Annotated in this window: 15 protein-coding genes; 5 read left to right on the top strand and 10 right to left on the bottom strand. The window is 43.4% G+C overall.

What is annotated here, in order from left to right; all coding sequences use genetic code 11:
* Window positions 1-142: 142 nt before the first annotated feature.
* Window positions 143-1,363 (top strand): sensor histidine kinase, encoded by a 1,221-nt coding sequence (locus ABNE31_RS15325; protein WP_293284550.1) that lies wholly within the window; start codon window positions 143-145, stop codon window positions 1,361-1,363.
* Window positions 1,364-1,525: 162 nt separating this feature from the next.
* Here the strand turns inward: ABNE31_RS15325 and ABNE31_RS15330 are convergent, their stop codons facing one another.
* A complete protein-coding gene (locus ABNE31_RS15330; RefSeq protein ID WP_293284548.1) occupies window positions 1,526-1,762 on the bottom strand; it encodes a hypothetical protein in 237 nt (78 codons plus the stop codon).
* A gap of 400 nt (window positions 1,763-2,162) precedes the next feature.
* Here ABNE31_RS15330 and msrA point away from each other — a divergent pair, with 400 nt between their 5' ends.
* Window positions 2,163-2,858: a peptide-methionine (S)-S-oxide reductase MsrA gene (gene msrA / locus ABNE31_RS15335; protein ID WP_349351761.1), complete on the top strand. Its 696-nt coding sequence runs from the start codon at window positions 2,163-2,165 to the stop codon at window positions 2,856-2,858.
* Between the two features lie 78 nt (window positions 2,859-2,936).
* Here msrA and ABNE31_RS15340 read toward each other — a convergent pair whose 3' ends face one another.
* From ABNE31_RS15340 to ABNE31_RS15355, 4 genes are all read right to left on the bottom strand, one after another.
* Window positions 2,937-4,385, bottom strand: a complete 1,449-nt coding sequence (locus ABNE31_RS15340; RefSeq protein ID WP_349351762.1) for a hypothetical protein — start codon at window positions 4,383-4,385, stop codon at window positions 2,937-2,939.
* Window positions 4,357-4,956 carry a hypothetical protein gene (locus tag ABNE31_RS15345; RefSeq protein ID WP_349351763.1) on the bottom strand — a complete coding sequence of 200 codons (600 nt, stop codon included), beginning with the start codon at window positions 4,954-4,956 and terminating at the stop codon, window positions 4,357-4,359. Before ABNE31_RS15345 ends, ABNE31_RS15340 begins: the two co-directional genes overlap by 29 nt.
* Window positions 4,946-5,428 (bottom strand): sigma-70 family RNA polymerase sigma factor, encoded by a 483-nt coding sequence (locus ABNE31_RS15350; RefSeq protein ID WP_349353056.1) that lies wholly within the window; start codon window positions 5,426-5,428, stop codon window positions 4,946-4,948. Before ABNE31_RS15350 ends, ABNE31_RS15345 begins: the two co-directional genes overlap by 11 nt.
* Window positions 5,429-5,633: 205 nt before the next feature.
* Window positions 5,634-6,059, bottom strand: a complete 426-nt coding sequence (locus ABNE31_RS15355) for an Ohr family peroxiredoxin (protein ID WP_179384196.1) — start codon at window positions 6,057-6,059, stop codon at window positions 5,634-5,636.
* Window positions 6,060-6,265: 206 nt separating this feature from the next.
* Here ABNE31_RS15355 and meaB point away from each other — a divergent pair, with 206 nt between their 5' ends.
* Genes meaB through ABNE31_RS15370 form a run of 3 tightly spaced genes read left to right on the top strand, consistent with a single transcriptional unit; the run spans window position 6,266 to window position 9,160 of the window.
* On the top strand, window positions 6,266-7,309 hold the full coding sequence (gene meaB, locus ABNE31_RS15360; RefSeq protein ID WP_349351764.1) for a methylmalonyl Co-A mutase-associated GTPase MeaB: 1,044 nt from the start codon (window positions 6,266-6,268) through the stop codon (window positions 7,307-7,309).
* A 35-nt stretch (window positions 7,310-7,344) separates the two neighbouring features.
* Window positions 7,345-8,307 carry a glycosyltransferase family 2 protein gene (locus ABNE31_RS15365; RefSeq protein ID WP_349351765.1) on the top strand — a complete coding sequence of 321 codons (963 nt, stop codon included), beginning with the start codon at window positions 7,345-7,347 and terminating at the stop codon, window positions 8,305-8,307.
* Complete coding sequence (locus ABNE31_RS15370; protein WP_349351766.1) at window positions 8,288-9,160, top strand: lysylphosphatidylglycerol synthase transmembrane domain-containing protein; 873 nt, start codon at window positions 8,288-8,290, stop codon at window positions 9,158-9,160. The genes ABNE31_RS15365 and ABNE31_RS15370 overlap by 20 nt, the downstream gene beginning before the upstream one ends.
* On the opposite strand, the gene ABNE31_RS15375 is transcribed toward ABNE31_RS15370, so the two are convergent.
* The 5 genes from ABNE31_RS15375 to mazG form a co-directional block, all read right to left on the bottom strand.
* Complete coding sequence (locus ABNE31_RS15375; RefSeq protein WP_349351767.1) at window positions 9,157-10,815, bottom strand: glycosyltransferase family 39 protein; 1,659 nt, start codon at window positions 10,813-10,815, stop codon at window positions 9,157-9,159. The two genes, ABNE31_RS15370 and ABNE31_RS15375, sit on opposite strands and share 4 nt — an antisense overlap.
* The gene (locus ABNE31_RS15380) at window positions 10,812-11,381 is read right to left on the bottom strand and encodes a phosphatase PAP2 family protein (protein WP_349351768.1); all 570 of its coding nucleotides are present in this window, start codon (window positions 11,379-11,381) and stop codon (window positions 10,812-10,814) included. The genes ABNE31_RS15375 and ABNE31_RS15380 overlap by 4 nt, the downstream gene beginning before the upstream one ends.
* Window positions 11,381-11,608 (bottom strand): hypothetical protein, encoded by a 228-nt coding sequence (locus ABNE31_RS15385; RefSeq protein ID WP_179384202.1) that lies wholly within the window; start codon window positions 11,606-11,608, stop codon window positions 11,381-11,383. Before ABNE31_RS15385 ends, ABNE31_RS15380 begins: the two co-directional genes overlap by 1 nt.
* 132 nt (window positions 11,609-11,740) lie before the next feature.
* Window positions 11,741-13,108, bottom strand: a complete 1,368-nt coding sequence (locus tag ABNE31_RS15390) for an MATE family efflux transporter (RefSeq protein WP_349351769.1) — start codon at window positions 13,106-13,108, stop codon at window positions 11,741-11,743.
* An 80-nt stretch (window positions 13,109-13,188) separates the two neighbouring features.
* A complete protein-coding gene (gene mazG / locus ABNE31_RS15395) occupies window positions 13,189-13,962 on the bottom strand; it encodes a nucleoside triphosphate pyrophosphohydrolase (protein WP_349351770.1) in 774 nt (257 codons plus the stop codon).
* Window positions 13,963-14,116: the final 154 nt, after the last annotated feature.

The raw sequence follows: 14,116 nt of genomic DNA on the forward strand, positions 1-14,116 counted from the left end.
ACACAAAGTGGCAGTTATTATAGCTGCCACTTTTTTTATATCAAAAACATAATTAGATTTACAGCTTGAAACACCCCAACAAGCAGCTCTACCACACACCATTCAACCTATTTTGTGGTCAGGGCACATTCACGCGCAGCATATGAAAGTTCCTAGAAAGGATACATATCGATTACAAGATAAGATTGATTTGATACTCAAGGTAAACTACAATTCATCATTCTTTGCTGCCATTTTCGGATTGGTGTGCTATTTCTTTTTGCATATTGAAGGGGTGATTCCCTACACTTTCTTGGCCTATGCCTTTATCAATATAGTGAACACACTTTTGTACAAGCAACATCAAAAATTGGTGCTTACCTATAATTTAACCTCTATCCTATCCATGTTAGGGGCCGTGGTGATTACCATGTACAGTGGAGGTATCAAAAGTCCGTTCATTTTTGTTTTGGCCATTATTGTTTTTGCCGGATATGTCACCACCAAAGTTTTTGGCCAATTGTACCTCATCTTAAACCTTGCGGTACTCACCTTATTGTTCCTTTATGAAATCGGGGACTTTAAAATATCGCAGAACACCGTACCAGAAGCATCCCAAACCTGGTTTGCCTATTTGAGTGCAGTATTTGCCGTGTACCTTTTGGGAGGCGTTTTTGGGAAGAACTTGTTAAGGGCCCATCATAAATTGTACAAATCCCGCAACGAGATCCAACTTCGTATCGATGAAAAGGAAACCCTGTTAAAGGAAGTACACCATAGGGTCAAAAACAACCTACAGACCGTTTCCAGTCTGCTGAGCCTTCAATCGCGTTCCATTGACGACAGTAAGATCAGTAATATCATAAAAAGTAGCCAAAACCGGGTGGTATCCATGGCCATGGTTCACGAAATGCTCTACAAGCGGGACGACTACCTTTCCAAAATTGAACTGGAACCTTATGTGAAGGAATTGTGCGATTATTTGGTACGATCCGTAGAAGGAAGCGGTAGGGACGTTAAAGTGAACTTGGACATCAAAAACTACAAGTTGAGCATCGATACAGTGATTCCATTGGGGCTCATCATCAACGAAACCATTACCAACGCTTTAAAATACGGTATTGCCGAAGTACCGAACGGGGAAATCCATGTTTCCGTTGAAAAAATCAATGAAAACCGCTACAAAATGTACTTGGGCGACAATGGTATCGGGTATTCCGAAGAAATTAACCCTAAAACGTCCAATTCTTTAGGTTTAAAACTTATTTATAACCTCGCTAGGCAGTTGAGGGGCTCCATTACCCGTGACTACTCCAAAAAGGGGACCCACTACACCATCGAATTTGAGGAGGTAATCGAACAATTTAATTCTGTGGATAATTAAGACAAAAAAAGTCGGTGTAAAACACCGACCTTCATCAATACCTATTCCACTATAAACTTAAACTTCTAAAACTTTCTTTCCCGAAAAGAGAAAGCAATACTTGCCAAAACAAAGGCAGTACTTAAAAACAACACGGAAGGTATCAACATTTCCAACATCATATTAAGCTAGTTTAGCTCGGTCCTTCTTCGTTTTGAAAGAAAGCTCTTTTTTGATTCGTGAGTTTTTGAATTTGTACAATCTTGCGGTCTTTCTGTCCTTTCTTACTTCATTGTTAATTTCAACCTTCAACTCAACACCCATGGCAATCGTTTCCACTTTAGCCTCTTTGGATAGATCCTGAGCAGAAGCCATTGTTCCGAAAAAAGTGATTGCGATAATGGTGAAAATTGTCTTCATTGTTCTGATTGTTTTACGATGTAAAATTAATTTCAGCGACAGCCCCAGCCCGATTTCCTTCGCTCAATGACGCCTTTCTTTCGGTGAATACATTTTTTTCGGGTGAAGTGTTTTTTATCCTCGACGAACGTTTTCGACACCAAAAACAGCACACCGAACGCATGTGCATTTCATCGATCATATCACTTTTGAAGGATGTGTAACCTATTGAAGTTCAATATCTTATTTGTAGGAAAAAGATTATAATTTGTAAGGCTCATGTAAGAAATAACAACAACAATCCTCGTCTGTTGAATAAGATTGGAGAACGATATTGTCTCGATCAAATAGAAGCTTAACAAATTTTAACGGCCATCCGTGTAATAGTTGGTATCTTGATACAACTAAACAAGAAACTAAAATGAATACCGTGAAAACTCCATTTTTAATTCTACTGTTATTGGCATCCATTAGTTGCCAACCCAAAAACAAGTCCAACAAAGAAGATGTTGCCAAAAGTGAACCGGCGGAAGCCCAATTGGAAACCAAATTAACGGCCGAGCAATTGCAGGATTACGAGACCGCCTATTTTGCCAGTGGATGCTTTTGGTGCGTGGAGGCTATTTTTGAAAGCGTTAAAGGCGTAAAAGAAGTCTATTCCGGATATGCCGGAGGCACCGAAAAAAATCCGACCTATGAGGAGGTTTCCTATGGAAGGACCACCCATGCAGAAGCCGTAAAGGTGTTTTATGACCCAGAGGTCATTTCTTTTGCACAATTGGTTCAGGTATTCTTTGGTTCCCACGATCCCACCACCCTCAACAGACAAGGCCCTGATCGCGGTCCACAATACCGTTCCATTGCCTTTTATAAAAATGATAAGGAAAAAAAGATCATCCAGGATTACATGAACAAGCTGGAAACCGAAAATGTGTATGGCGACCGTCCTATCGTAACGGAGGTGAAAGCTTTTGATACCTTCTACATGGCCGAAGAGTATCATCAAGACTATGAAAAACGTAATCCAAACAATAGTTATATCCGAAATGTTTCAATTCCCAGATTGAACCGGTTCAAAGAAAACTTTCAATCCTACCTAAAGGAAGATGCACATTAATGAAGTGGAGGTAGGTTGTTGCTTGTAGGAGAAAATGCCTATGAGGTTCGAGGTGGTTTTTGGGACTGGCTGTACAAGCTAGTTCTTAAGAACCACCTCGCTGTATTTGGAGTTGATCTTGATGGTTTTCCCATCTGTCTTGTTCAAATGATAACCCGTATAGGAGTTGCCTCCATTCCTTTTGGTGGATGTTAACTTTAGGGATTTTGGATATTGAAAACCAGAAATTGTCTCGTTCACCGAAATGGCATAGGGTGCTTCTGGAAGAACACAATCCAACTCCCCATTCTCCACCGAAATATCGATGGTTTGGAACCCATCGGAAACATGATCTATGCTCAAGGCACCAAAATTATTCGTCACCAAGGCCTTGCCCATCACTTTTCCGATGACCACATTGGACGATACCGAATTCAACCGCAGCTCCTTCACCTCCTTTAGATTGATTTTATCCGAATAATCGGCACTGAGCCTACCATAGTTCCAGTTCTGTACCACTACAGGGGAGTAGGACACACGAATATCGGTGTTGGCACCTTCAATGGTAGAAGCAAGCAAGCTTGCGTAGGACAAGCTTGCATTGATGTTTTTGGTGTTTTCGGCAAGTTTCACCTCACCGTGCCTCACGTTCATGTTTAATTTAATGTACTTGGGCATTTTAATGATGATTCGTTTTTTGACCTTGTATTCCTTATGTTTTCCATCAGAAGAAAAATAGAACACATTGGGGCTTCCGTGTATGGTCCTGGCCTCTTCCCGTAGTTGTTTTCTGAGTTCCGCCTGTTCGCTTCTGAGCTCTTCCCTTTGGGCACGAAGTTCTTCGCGCTGCTCCCTCAATTGTTCGTGCATTTCCTCGCGCACCTTTTCACGCTCTTCACGGAGTTTGTCACGTTCTCCCCTCATCTCTTCCCTTCGGGCTTCGCGCTCTTCGGCCATCTTCTCCATTTCTTTGCCCCATTTTTCAAAGCGCTCCTTATATTCCTTATCAAAGGTTTTCTCAAACTCCTTTTGCCACTCCTTCATATATTTCTCACCGTCCTTTTTATACGCATCATAATCAAATTCAATGGGCGGCAGTGGCGGCAAAGGTGGCATGGAAGGCATTACGGCAATTTCTGGCAGCACAATCTCGGGGATTTCCACACTCGCCATAATTTCCGCTACCGATGGCATATCGGGAACACCAATACTTACCGTATTGAAGTCAAAGGAATAAGGTGATGCCCCTTTGGTACTGACCTCGATTTCCTTGCTATTTCCCATAATCTTCACCAAATCCCTATCAAAATAGGAATCGGCCTCCTTTTGATCCACCCCATCCAACTCGATGATGGCGGTGATTTCCACTTCGTCCTTATTCCATGTTTGGAACTCAATGTCCGCATAACTGGTCGTGATGTTCAACTCCGTGTCCTTGTTGACATTGAAAGTTTCTTTGTAGGTTTTGGACTTTTGTTGTGCCATACCGGTAAAACCGACGAGCACAAGCAGCAATCCACTACACCATATTTGATGATTCCTGTTCATTTTTTGATGATTTTAATTGATTTAACTTTGATTTTAATTTTTGCAACAACTGCAACCGTAGCTGTAGGTTGTTCACCAAGGCACTGATGGTCTGGTCGTTGGGACCCAATTCGTTCAGTTCTTGGTTCAATCGTTGATATTCTTGATTCAGTTCGGCCAAACGTTCCATATAACTGTCCACCAATTCCTTGTTCCCAGGGTCGTCGGCCAAATCGGACAATTGTAGGTTGATGTTGGTCGTATAATAGGTTTCTATTTTTTTAAGGTCTGGAGACAAGTCACCCAAGGAAATACCCTGCGCCTCCCCACTAGGATTGTTTCGGTCCACTACCGTTACTTTTTCATCGGGCAAAGGAGTATCCGAACTAGAGAAATAGTAGATGGACAGTCCAAGTACTACAACAACCGAAGCTGCTATCTGCATCCAAAGGGAAAACACCTTTTGTTTTGGAGGGTTTTTGGGGAGTTCCTGCTCCAACTTGGCAAAGAACCGGTCCTCATGTCCCTCTTTCATGGTAAAACCTCGCTCCTTCCTTTCCTTTTCAAACAATTTTCTAAGATCACGTGCCATAAGCCAAATCCTTTAATTTTTCTTTCAGTTGTGCCTTTCCTCTTAAGAGCCTCGTTCTAGATGTTGTTTCCGTTATGTCCAGAATTTCGGAAATCTCACTGTGGTCGTATCCTTCCACCAGAAACAATTGCACTACATATTTATATTTTGGTGCCAGTTCGTCGATGGCTTCCTTGACCTGATCCATGGAGATGCCTTCTTCCACAGACCAGTCATCATCGGCGGCAACTTGCATATAATTTTCGTTTAACTCTACCGTTCGTTGGTGTTTCGACTTTAAAAAGTCGATACTCCCATTCACCACTATACGTTTCAACCAAGCCCCGAACGTGACATCACCCTTAAACTGCTCAATCCGCTGAAACGCCTTTATGAACGAATCCTGCAACACATCTTCGGCATCATCCGGATTTTTAAGGAACCGCATGGCCACACAGAACATCCCATCGCAATACTGACGGTACAGTTTCATTTGTGCATGACGGTCGTTTGCCTTGCACTGCTCTACAAGCTCGATATGGAGCGCACTTGGTTCTATGTTCGGTTTTTTTAGTGGTTCTGTACTAAGGACGATGCAAAAAACGCAACGTTGCAAATTAGGTAGTTTTTGGCGTATTTTTAACAAAAAAGCCCCGCTGCACATCACAACGGGGCTCATTTTTAATAGGTTACGCAGTTTATTCGTCCAACATTAAGTTTAAGTGAACGGTGATATTATCGCGGGTAGCCTTGCTATACGGGCACATTTCGTGGGCTTCCTTGATAATGGTCTCCCCCATTTCCTTGTCTACCGTAGGTAAATAGGTATCCAAGGTCACTTCCAAGAAAAAACCATCCTCTTCCTTATTAAAGGCCACAATGGCGGTTACATTAAAATCCCCTAGGTCGTCAATATTGTGATTTTTGGCTACGGCCTGCACGGCACCGGCATAGCAGGTGGAATAGGCTGCCGCAAAGAGTTCTTCGGGATTGGTGGATTTTGGGTCCGGTTTTCCTTTGGAATTGGGCATGCTTATCGGAAAATCCAAAACACCGTCCTCACTCTTTACATGTCCTGACCTTCCGCCCGTATTGGTGGCCTGAGCCTCAAAAATAGTCTTCATCTTTTAACTGTTTATAGGTTCATAAAAATCGGTTCGTTCAATACAACCGATTACTGACCGAATAAGGTACCAATTTGTGAGCGGAAGTGTGGAGGAATGGATATTAAATTTTTGTGAAATGGAAATATGGAAAAAGTATCGATTTGTCGCCCCATAGAATTAAACCCGTAAAATCTTTATAAATTCGTATAAACCGACGATTCCCTTTGGCAGACGATAACAAAACACCCGAAAACACCATTTCCAAAATCAAGGCACTCCGAAAACAGGAACTTTCGGCAGATGCGTTGGCTCAAGGAATATTTGATGGAAACAAAGCCATGCTGGCCAAGGCCATCACGCTTTTGGAGAGCACCAAACCGGAACATGCAGAAAAAGCCAACGCGGTTATCGAAAAATGTCTGTCCAAGCCCAGCCAAAGCATTCGGTTGGGTATCACAGGTGTTCCCGGAGTCGGCAAAAGTTCGTTCATCGAAACCTTGGGCAAAACCTTGACCGAAAAGGGCAACAAGGTGGCCGTTTTGGCCGTCGACCCGACCAGCTCGTTGAGCAAGGGGAGCATTTTGGGCGACAAGACACGAATGGAGACCTTGGCAAAGGACCCGAATGCCTTTATCCGTCCGTCCCCTTCCGGTAGCTCTTTGGGCGGGGTGGCACAAAAAACCCGAGAAAGCATCATGCTCTGCGAGGCTGCAGGGTACAATGTGATTTTAGTGGAAACGGTCGGTGTGGGCCAAAGCGAAATTGCCGTCCACAGCATGGTCGATTTTTTTCTGCTGCTCAAATTATCGGGAGCGGGAGACGAACTGCAGGGCATCAAAAGGGGCATCATGGAGATGGCCGATGCCATTGCCATCAACAAAGCGGATGGCAGCAACAAGGAACATGCGCAATTGGCCGTAACTGAATTTTCAAGGGCCTTGCACCTATATCCTCCCAAAGCTAATGGTTGGATACCCAAAGTGAAGAAATGCTCTGCGGTAGAAAACACGGGAATCATAGAAATTTGGGAAATGGTACAACGTTTTGTGTCGCACACCAAGGAAAATGGTTTTTTTGAAAAGAACCGGCAGCAACAGAACAAAAATTGGTTCCTTCAGACCGTGGATGAATACATTAAGCAATTTTTCCATCAAAAAGAAACCTTTAAAAAGGAACAGGCCAAACTATTGACGGATATCGAATCACACAAAATCTCCCCCTTTTATGCCGCAAAACTCCTGTTGGACAAGATTACCAAGGAACTTTAAATAAAAGCGATAAATTTGCACAGATTTTATACCGAATGAGCACCGTTACCGATTCCCTGTTATCCATAGTGGTTCCTTTGTACAACGAGGAGGACAATGTGGTTCTTTTGACCCAGAAGATCAACGAAAGTCTGGAGGGGTACAACTACCAAATTGTATATGTGGATGACTTTTCCACGGACAAAACGCGCTTCAAGGTCAAGGAAATGGACGATAAAAGAGTCCACTTGATCGAACTCAAAAAAAATTATGGCCAAAGTTTGGCCCTCGCTGCCGGAATTGACTATGCCGAAGGCGAATACATTATCACCATGGATGGTGACCTGCAAAACGATCCCTCCGATATTCCGGGCATGCTGGAATATGCCATTGGTGAAGAATATGATCTGGTCACCGGAATACGTCAAAAACGGAAAGACTCCCTTGTTAAAAAAATTCCCTCCAAAATCGCCAACTTTTTGGTGCGCAGGGTAACCAAATTGGACATTAAGGACAATGGTTGCGCCCTCAAGGTATTTACCAAGGATATTGCCAAAAGCCTAAACCTTTATGGGGAAATGCACCGTTTTATTACGCTTTTGGCCCATTTGGAAGGCGCACAGATCAAACAAGTCCCCGTAAAGCACCATGCCAGGCACGCAGGAGTTTCCAAATATGGGTTGGAGCGTGTTTTTAAGGTAGTGGCCGATATGATGCTGTTGCTCTTTATTCGAAAATATTTCCAACGGCCCATTCACTTGTTCGGGATTTTCGGGGTATTGCTGGTAATCCTTGGTATTTTAATCAATGTGTACCTATTAATCGTCAAACTCGGCTTTGGACAGGATATCGGTACCCGGCCATTGCTAATTTTCGGGATGATGTTCATTGTGGGGGGAATCCAATTGTTTACTATCGGAATTGTAATGGAACTCTTGATCCGTACCTACTACGAATCCCAGCAAAAACGTCCGTATCGCATCAAAAAAATCAGCATAGGTGACGGAAAAGCTGCGTAAAAAAGGTATCACCGCGTTAAAAATTGTGATTAGCGCAGTGCTGATCTACTTTATTTTCACCAAAATAGAGCTGAAAGATGTACTGCAAACGCTAAAAAAAAGCGACCCGCTCTACTTATCCTTGGCTGTGTTGTTTTTTGTGTTGTCGAAGGTAATTTCGGCCATTCGGACCAACTTATATTTTCATCAAATTGGAGCGCCCCTTACGCAATGGAGCAATCTAAAATTATCCCTGTTGGGGATGTTCTATAACCTGTTTTTGCCAGGTGGAATTGGCGGTGATGCGTACAAAGGCTACGTCGTCCAAAGAGAATATCAACCGGGAACCAAAAAAGTGGTGTCGAGCATACTCTTAGATCGGTTGAGCGGTATGCTCCTGCTTTTTGTGTATGCCTGCTTGCTGGCCATACTATCCAAAAACGCTTTTTTTCAAAAGTTTTACGGCCTATTTATAGCTGCCTTTCCCCTGAGCATTGTGGTGTTCTGGTTCGTGAATAAGACATTTTTTACATCGATTCTACCCGTTTTTTGGAAATCTTTGGGGTTTTCGGCCATGGTACAAATGGCTCAGCTCATCAGTGTTTTGTTTATTCTGAAGGCCTTGTCCGTTAGTTTGGACACCGTCGAGTATTTGTTTGTATTTCTGATTTCTTCCATTGTATCGGTCATTCCTTTGACCATTGGAGGTATTGGAAGTCGGGAAGTCACTTTTTTATATGGTGCCAAATGGTTGGGGTTGGATGAAAGCACGTCCATTGGGGTCAGTTTTGCTTTCTTTTTGATTACCGCCCTGATTTCTCTTTTTGGAGTCATCTATCATTTTAAAAAGCCAAAACTGGAATCAGTAACTTAGTCCAAGTGCACCAAATGCATTTGGTTCAATTTTTCTTCCCTCGTGTTCGGATTCAAAAATTTGATCTGCAATCGGGTAATTCGGAATTGATCTACCGTAATCTGATCATCCCAGGCCACACCTTTTTGCTTCAGCTTCTGCAATTCATCATCCGTGGCATAGACCCAAACATCACTTTTGGAGGCAATGTCGTCCAGCGAGGTGATTTGAACCGGTTTTTTATTATAGAAATCCAACGACCATGAATAGCGTTCCGAAATCTTGTAGATCCTGTCCACTGGAATCTGTGTCTCTTCAACTATAGCGGCCATATTAGAGCCACCCTGATATTCGAGCAGTTTGGGATAAAAATGGGCATTCATAAATCCATTCAATAGTACCGAGCTCCATAAAGCAACCGTGGCAATTTTTGTATATGGTGTATCTTTTTGTAGGATGATGTAACCAACCGTACCAATGGCTATTAGCAACAGCGCATAACCGTACCAATGTTCCAATTGGAACACTAAAAAACTGATCAATACCATAAAGATGACCACCAACCCCAATATAAAATATTGGATGCCTAGAATCACCTTTGCCATTTTCTTTTGTTCCTTTTGATGCAGCATAAATAAAAATCCTGCCGACAAGATTGCGTACAGTGGCATGAGGATGTTCATGTAGTGGGGCAGTTTGAACTGTGCAAAACTGATGAGGAGGAACAAAATCGAAATTCCGCCCACGGTCAAAAATTCCAAATTCGGACGGTAAGAGAACTTGACCTTCCAAAACGCCTTGACCTTCATCCAATACCCCAATAAGGCGAGTACGGTCCACGGCAGGAACACCCACAAAAACGTATGGAAGAAAAAGAAAAAGTAGCTACTGTTCTTCCCTATCCCCTCTCCGCTCATCCGTTCGAAGCTCTGCTCCCAAAAAATAAAAAAGATACCACTGCGGTTGTCCTTTCCGCGAATCACTTTCTCGGGGTGCAAATCAAATTGATGGTAATAGGCATAAAGCATGGGCGAAATGGTCAACGCGAATACCAAAATCGCCACAACAACCTTCCAATGTAGCAATGATTGCCACTTTCGGGTATACGCCAAATGACAGAGCAGCGATATCCCGATGACCACCAAGGCTATCTGCCCTTTGGTGGAAAAGGCCATGCCTGCCCCAAAGGCACCTAGAGCGATGCTTTTTAGGGTATTTTTCTCTACATAGGTAACCAGTTGCCAAATGGAGAAAATGGCAAATCCGGTCAAAACAGCATCGGTACGTACATCGATATTGGCCAATACGATGGTTTGGGCCGTCATAAAAATCAAAGAGGCCAATCGTCCCACCTCCTTGTTATACAATAATTTTCCCAGGTGGTAGCAGCTGTAGGCACCCAATAAGGTCGACAAAATACCGGGAATACGGTATGCCCAATCGTGGATACCGAACAATTTGTACGAAAGTGCGGCCAACCAATAATGCATGTGGGGCTTATCCAGATACTCTTCGGGCCCTTTGAACAGGCTTAAAAAATCATTTTCCTGCACCATGCGCATCGCCATTACGGCAAATTGGGCCGAATCGTTTTCCATTAAGGTGACGAACATCCCAATGATGTACACCAATACAATCAGTGCCAAGTAAAACCAGTATCGCGTGGTGGATATCATACCCCTGTTTTTTGGAAAGCAAATATAGCCAACTTGGCCCATAACCACCCGAACAGTGAACCTACCAAAGCGCCAGTAAGCACATCCAACGGATAGTGCACACCAATGTAAATTCGGCTATAGGCCACCACACCGGCCCAAAGCAACAACACCCAAGAAATGTACTTTACCTTGTTCCTGAACATCACCGTAAAGAAAATAGCGGGACCAAACGAATTGGCTGCATGGGCGGAAAAATATCCAAATTGCCCGCCACAATAGCTTTTCACCAAACGCATGGCTGGACTTACTTCTGGATCGTGACAAGGCCGCAATCGACCTACGCCATATTTAAAAAAGTTGGATAGTTGGTCCGTACAGGTAATCAGCAGGGCAATGGATACCAAAACAATTCCCGTTCCCTTCCAGCCAAAGCTTCGATATGACAAATAGAGCAATAGCAGATAAAGTGGAGCGGAATTTCGGGTGGTGGTCATGAACATCCAAAAGCCGTCCCAAGTTTCGGTCCCCAATCCGTTGAGAAACAAAAACAGTTCTTTATCGTATTGCAGTAGTTGCTCCAGCATCAAGAATCGTATCTGGAGACTTCCCGATCATAAAACGCGGTAGCGGCCTCGATCAAGCTTTCCGCTTCTTCCATCAAATCGGCCTCGTCCTCCTTGGAGAACTCTTCCATCCATTCCACCTCATCATTTTCCAAATTGATAATAAAACGTGGGTATTCGGTATGGACAATAAAGATGGCATCGGGATGATCCGTATTGTCGGCCAATAAAAATTTAGGTAGTTCCATGTGCTCGTATTTTGATTCCCAATATGAAATCTAATATTTTATATTTTTTAATGCGTCATGTTGAACTTGTTTCAACATCACATATATTTTCATTTTATAATGAGACCCTGAGACAAGCTCAGGGTGCCGAAACTATTCTTCAATCAATTTCTTGGTCAAAAAGTTAAATCGAAGATACAACATTACAGCAGATGCGGTTAGCCCGGACAACAATCCAATCCAAATGCCCGCGCTTTCAAACCGGGTATACAGCCCCAAATAATAACTAATGGGAAAACCAATTAACCAGTAGGCCACAAAGGTGATAAAAGTAGGTATCTTCACATCTTGCAAACCCCGCAATGCGCCCAAAACCACGACCTGTAGGCCATCGGAAATCTGAAAGAAGGCCGCCACCAAAAGTAGCTCGGCTGCGACAATGATCACTTCGGCGTTATCGGCTTGGTTGACAATATCGTCCACGTCCAAATAAATGGTAGGGAACCAATGCCTTCCCAACAAGAAAATAGCCGCGAAGGCCACTTCCAAAATCAGGGTCAGGAAAAAAATGGATTCCGCAATTCGTTTCAATTCCTTGTGGTTGCGCAGTCCTTTTTGATTGCCCACACGGACCATGGCCGCCACACTGAGCCCCATGCCCACCATAAAAGTCATACTGCTCAGGTTCAAGGCAATTTGGTTGGCCGCTTGAGCATTTTTACCCAACACCCCACTCAACCAGATGGCCGCAGTAAAGATGGCTACCTCAAAAAACATTTGCAGGGCCGAGGGAAAACCAAGACTTATGATTTTTTTCATCACCCGATTCTCAATTTCCTTAAAATTGAAATGGGTCACATAGGATTCAAATTTCTTCTTTCGCTTCAACAGATACCAAATAAAGGCCACCATAATCACACGCGAAGCCAAGGTACCTATCGCAGCACCAACAATACCTAGTTTGGGGAATCCGAAGGAACCAAAAATGAACAAATAATTTAAGGTGATGTTCACCACATTGGCCAATATGGTCGCATACATGGGGTATTTGGTCTGGGAAAGTCCCTCCGAAAACTGTTTAAATGCTTGAAAAATAATCAGGGGCACCAACGAAAAAGCGACCAAATCCAAATAGGGTAAGGCCAATTCCACCACTTCGGGAGGTTGCTTCATGTGGTGCATCAACGGTTTGGCCAGCAAAATGAGCCCAAAAAGGGACAATCCCAACAAGGTACAGAGCACCAAACCATGTTTTAGGGCACTTTTCCCGGCAGCCCGGTCCTTGGCGCCGTCCGCTTCGGCCACCAAAGGGGTGATGGCTGTGGAAAAACCGATTCCGAGTGACATCGCAATAAAAACAAAACTGTTTCCCAAAGAAACGGCAGCCAGTTCGGCCGTTCCCAATTGCCCTACCATGATATTGTCCGCAAAGGCCACAAAAGTGTGCCCCAACATTCCCAAAATCACGGGATACGACAGTTTTAGATTATAGGCAAATTCCTTGGTGTAGTTTTGAAACACGGTGATTACTTAAAAAGGATGGCAAATATAGCTAGATTGACGGCAATTTGGGCGACTTCTTACATGGGAGGCGCCACAAATTAAAGTTTCTTCGCCTCTTCCCAGTAAACATCCATTTCTGCCAAGGTCATATCCTTCATGGATTTTCCATTTTCCTTGGCTTTCTGTTCCAGATATTGAAAGCGCTTGATGAACTTTTTATTGGTCCGTTCCAAAGCATTTTCCGGGTTGATTTTTAAAAAACGGGCGTAATTCACCATGGAAAAAAGCACATCGCCAAATTCAGATTCCATTTTATCGGCATCTTGCGTCCGCACCTCCTCTTGAAGCTCGGCCAATTCCTCTTGCAGTTTTTCAAAGACCTGTTCGGGTTTTTCCCAATCAAATCCCACTCCTGCCACCTTGTCTTGGATACGGTTGGCCTTGACCAAGGATGGCAACCCATTGGGAACACCTTCCAACACACTTTTCTTCCCCTCTTTTAGCTTGATGTTCTCCCAGTTTTGCTTGACCTCCTCTTCATTTTCTACTTTAACATCACCATAAATATGCGGATGGCGGTTGATGAGTTTTTCACAGATGCCATTGGCTACGTCGGCAATATCAAAATCCTGTGTTTCCGAACCGATTTTTGCATAAAAAACGATGTGCAGTAAAATATCGCCCAGTTCCTTCTTTACCTCTTCCAAATCATTATCGAGAATGGCATCGCCCAATTCGTAGGTCTCCTCAATGGTCAGGTGACGTAGGCTTTGCATGGTCTGCTTCCTATCCCAAGGGCACTGCTCCCGCAACTCGTCCATTATGGTCAAAAGACGGTCAAAAGCGGCCAACTGTTCCGATCTCATGTTCATGGCTTTGAATTTTGTTCAAAAGTACAAAGTCTCAAGGGTTGAGATTCCTTTCACAAGACTTACTTATGAAAAGAGCCCTACCAACTTTTCAACAAACCAGAGTTACCGAAAATTATCATTATCTTCAACGTCGTTTTAAGGCAAACCCCGGTAA

The organism is Flagellimonas sp. MMG031 (assembly GCF_040112705.1).
In the GTDB taxonomy this organism is placed as follows: domain Bacteria; phylum Bacteroidota; class Bacteroidia; order Flavobacteriales; family Flavobacteriaceae; genus Flagellimonas.

Excerpts from the sequence above, each read along its gene's own strand:
- ABNE31_RS15385 (WP_179384202.1), bottom strand. The coding sequence starts at position 11,608 with ATGGAACTACCTAAATTTTTATTGGCCGACAATACGGATCATCCCGAT.
- mazG (WP_349351770.1), bottom strand. The coding sequence starts at position 13,962 with ATGAACATGAGATCGGAACAGTTGGCCGCTTTTGACCGTCTTTTGACC.
- ABNE31_RS15345 (WP_349351763.1), bottom strand. The coding sequence starts at position 4,956 with ATGGCACGTGATCTTAGAAAATTGTTTGAAAAGGAAAGGAAGGAGCGA.
- msrA (WP_349351761.1), top strand. The coding sequence starts at position 2,163 with ATGAATACCGTGAAAACTCCATTTTTAATTCTACTGTTATTGGCATCC.
- ABNE31_RS15380 (WP_349351768.1), bottom strand. The coding sequence starts at position 11,381 with ATGCTGGAGCAACTACTGCAATACGATAAAGAACTGTTTTTGTTTCTC.
- ABNE31_RS15355 (WP_179384196.1), bottom strand. The coding sequence starts at position 6,059 with ATGAAGACTATTTTTGAGGCTCAGGCCACCAATACGGGCGGAAGGTCA.
- ABNE31_RS15325 (WP_293284550.1), top strand. The coding sequence starts at position 143 with ATGAAAGTTCCTAGAAAGGATACATATCGATTACAAGATAAGATTGAT.
- ABNE31_RS15350 (WP_349353056.1), bottom strand. The coding sequence starts at position 5,428 with ATGAAACTGTACCGTCAGTATTGCGATGGGATGTTCTGTGTGGCCATG.
- ABNE31_RS15340 (WP_349351762.1), bottom strand. The coding sequence starts at position 4,385 with ATGAACAGGAATCATCAAATATGGTGTAGTGGATTGCTGCTTGTGCTC.
- ABNE31_RS15375 (WP_349351767.1), bottom strand. The coding sequence starts at position 10,815 with ATGATATCCACCACGCGATACTGGTTTTACTTGGCACTGATTGTATTG.
- ABNE31_RS15330 (WP_293284548.1), bottom strand. The coding sequence starts at position 1,762 with ATGAAGACAATTTTCACCATTATCGCAATCACTTTTTTCGGAACAATG.
- ABNE31_RS15365 (WP_349351765.1), top strand. The coding sequence starts at position 7,345 with ATGAGCACCGTTACCGATTCCCTGTTATCCATAGTGGTTCCTTTGTAC.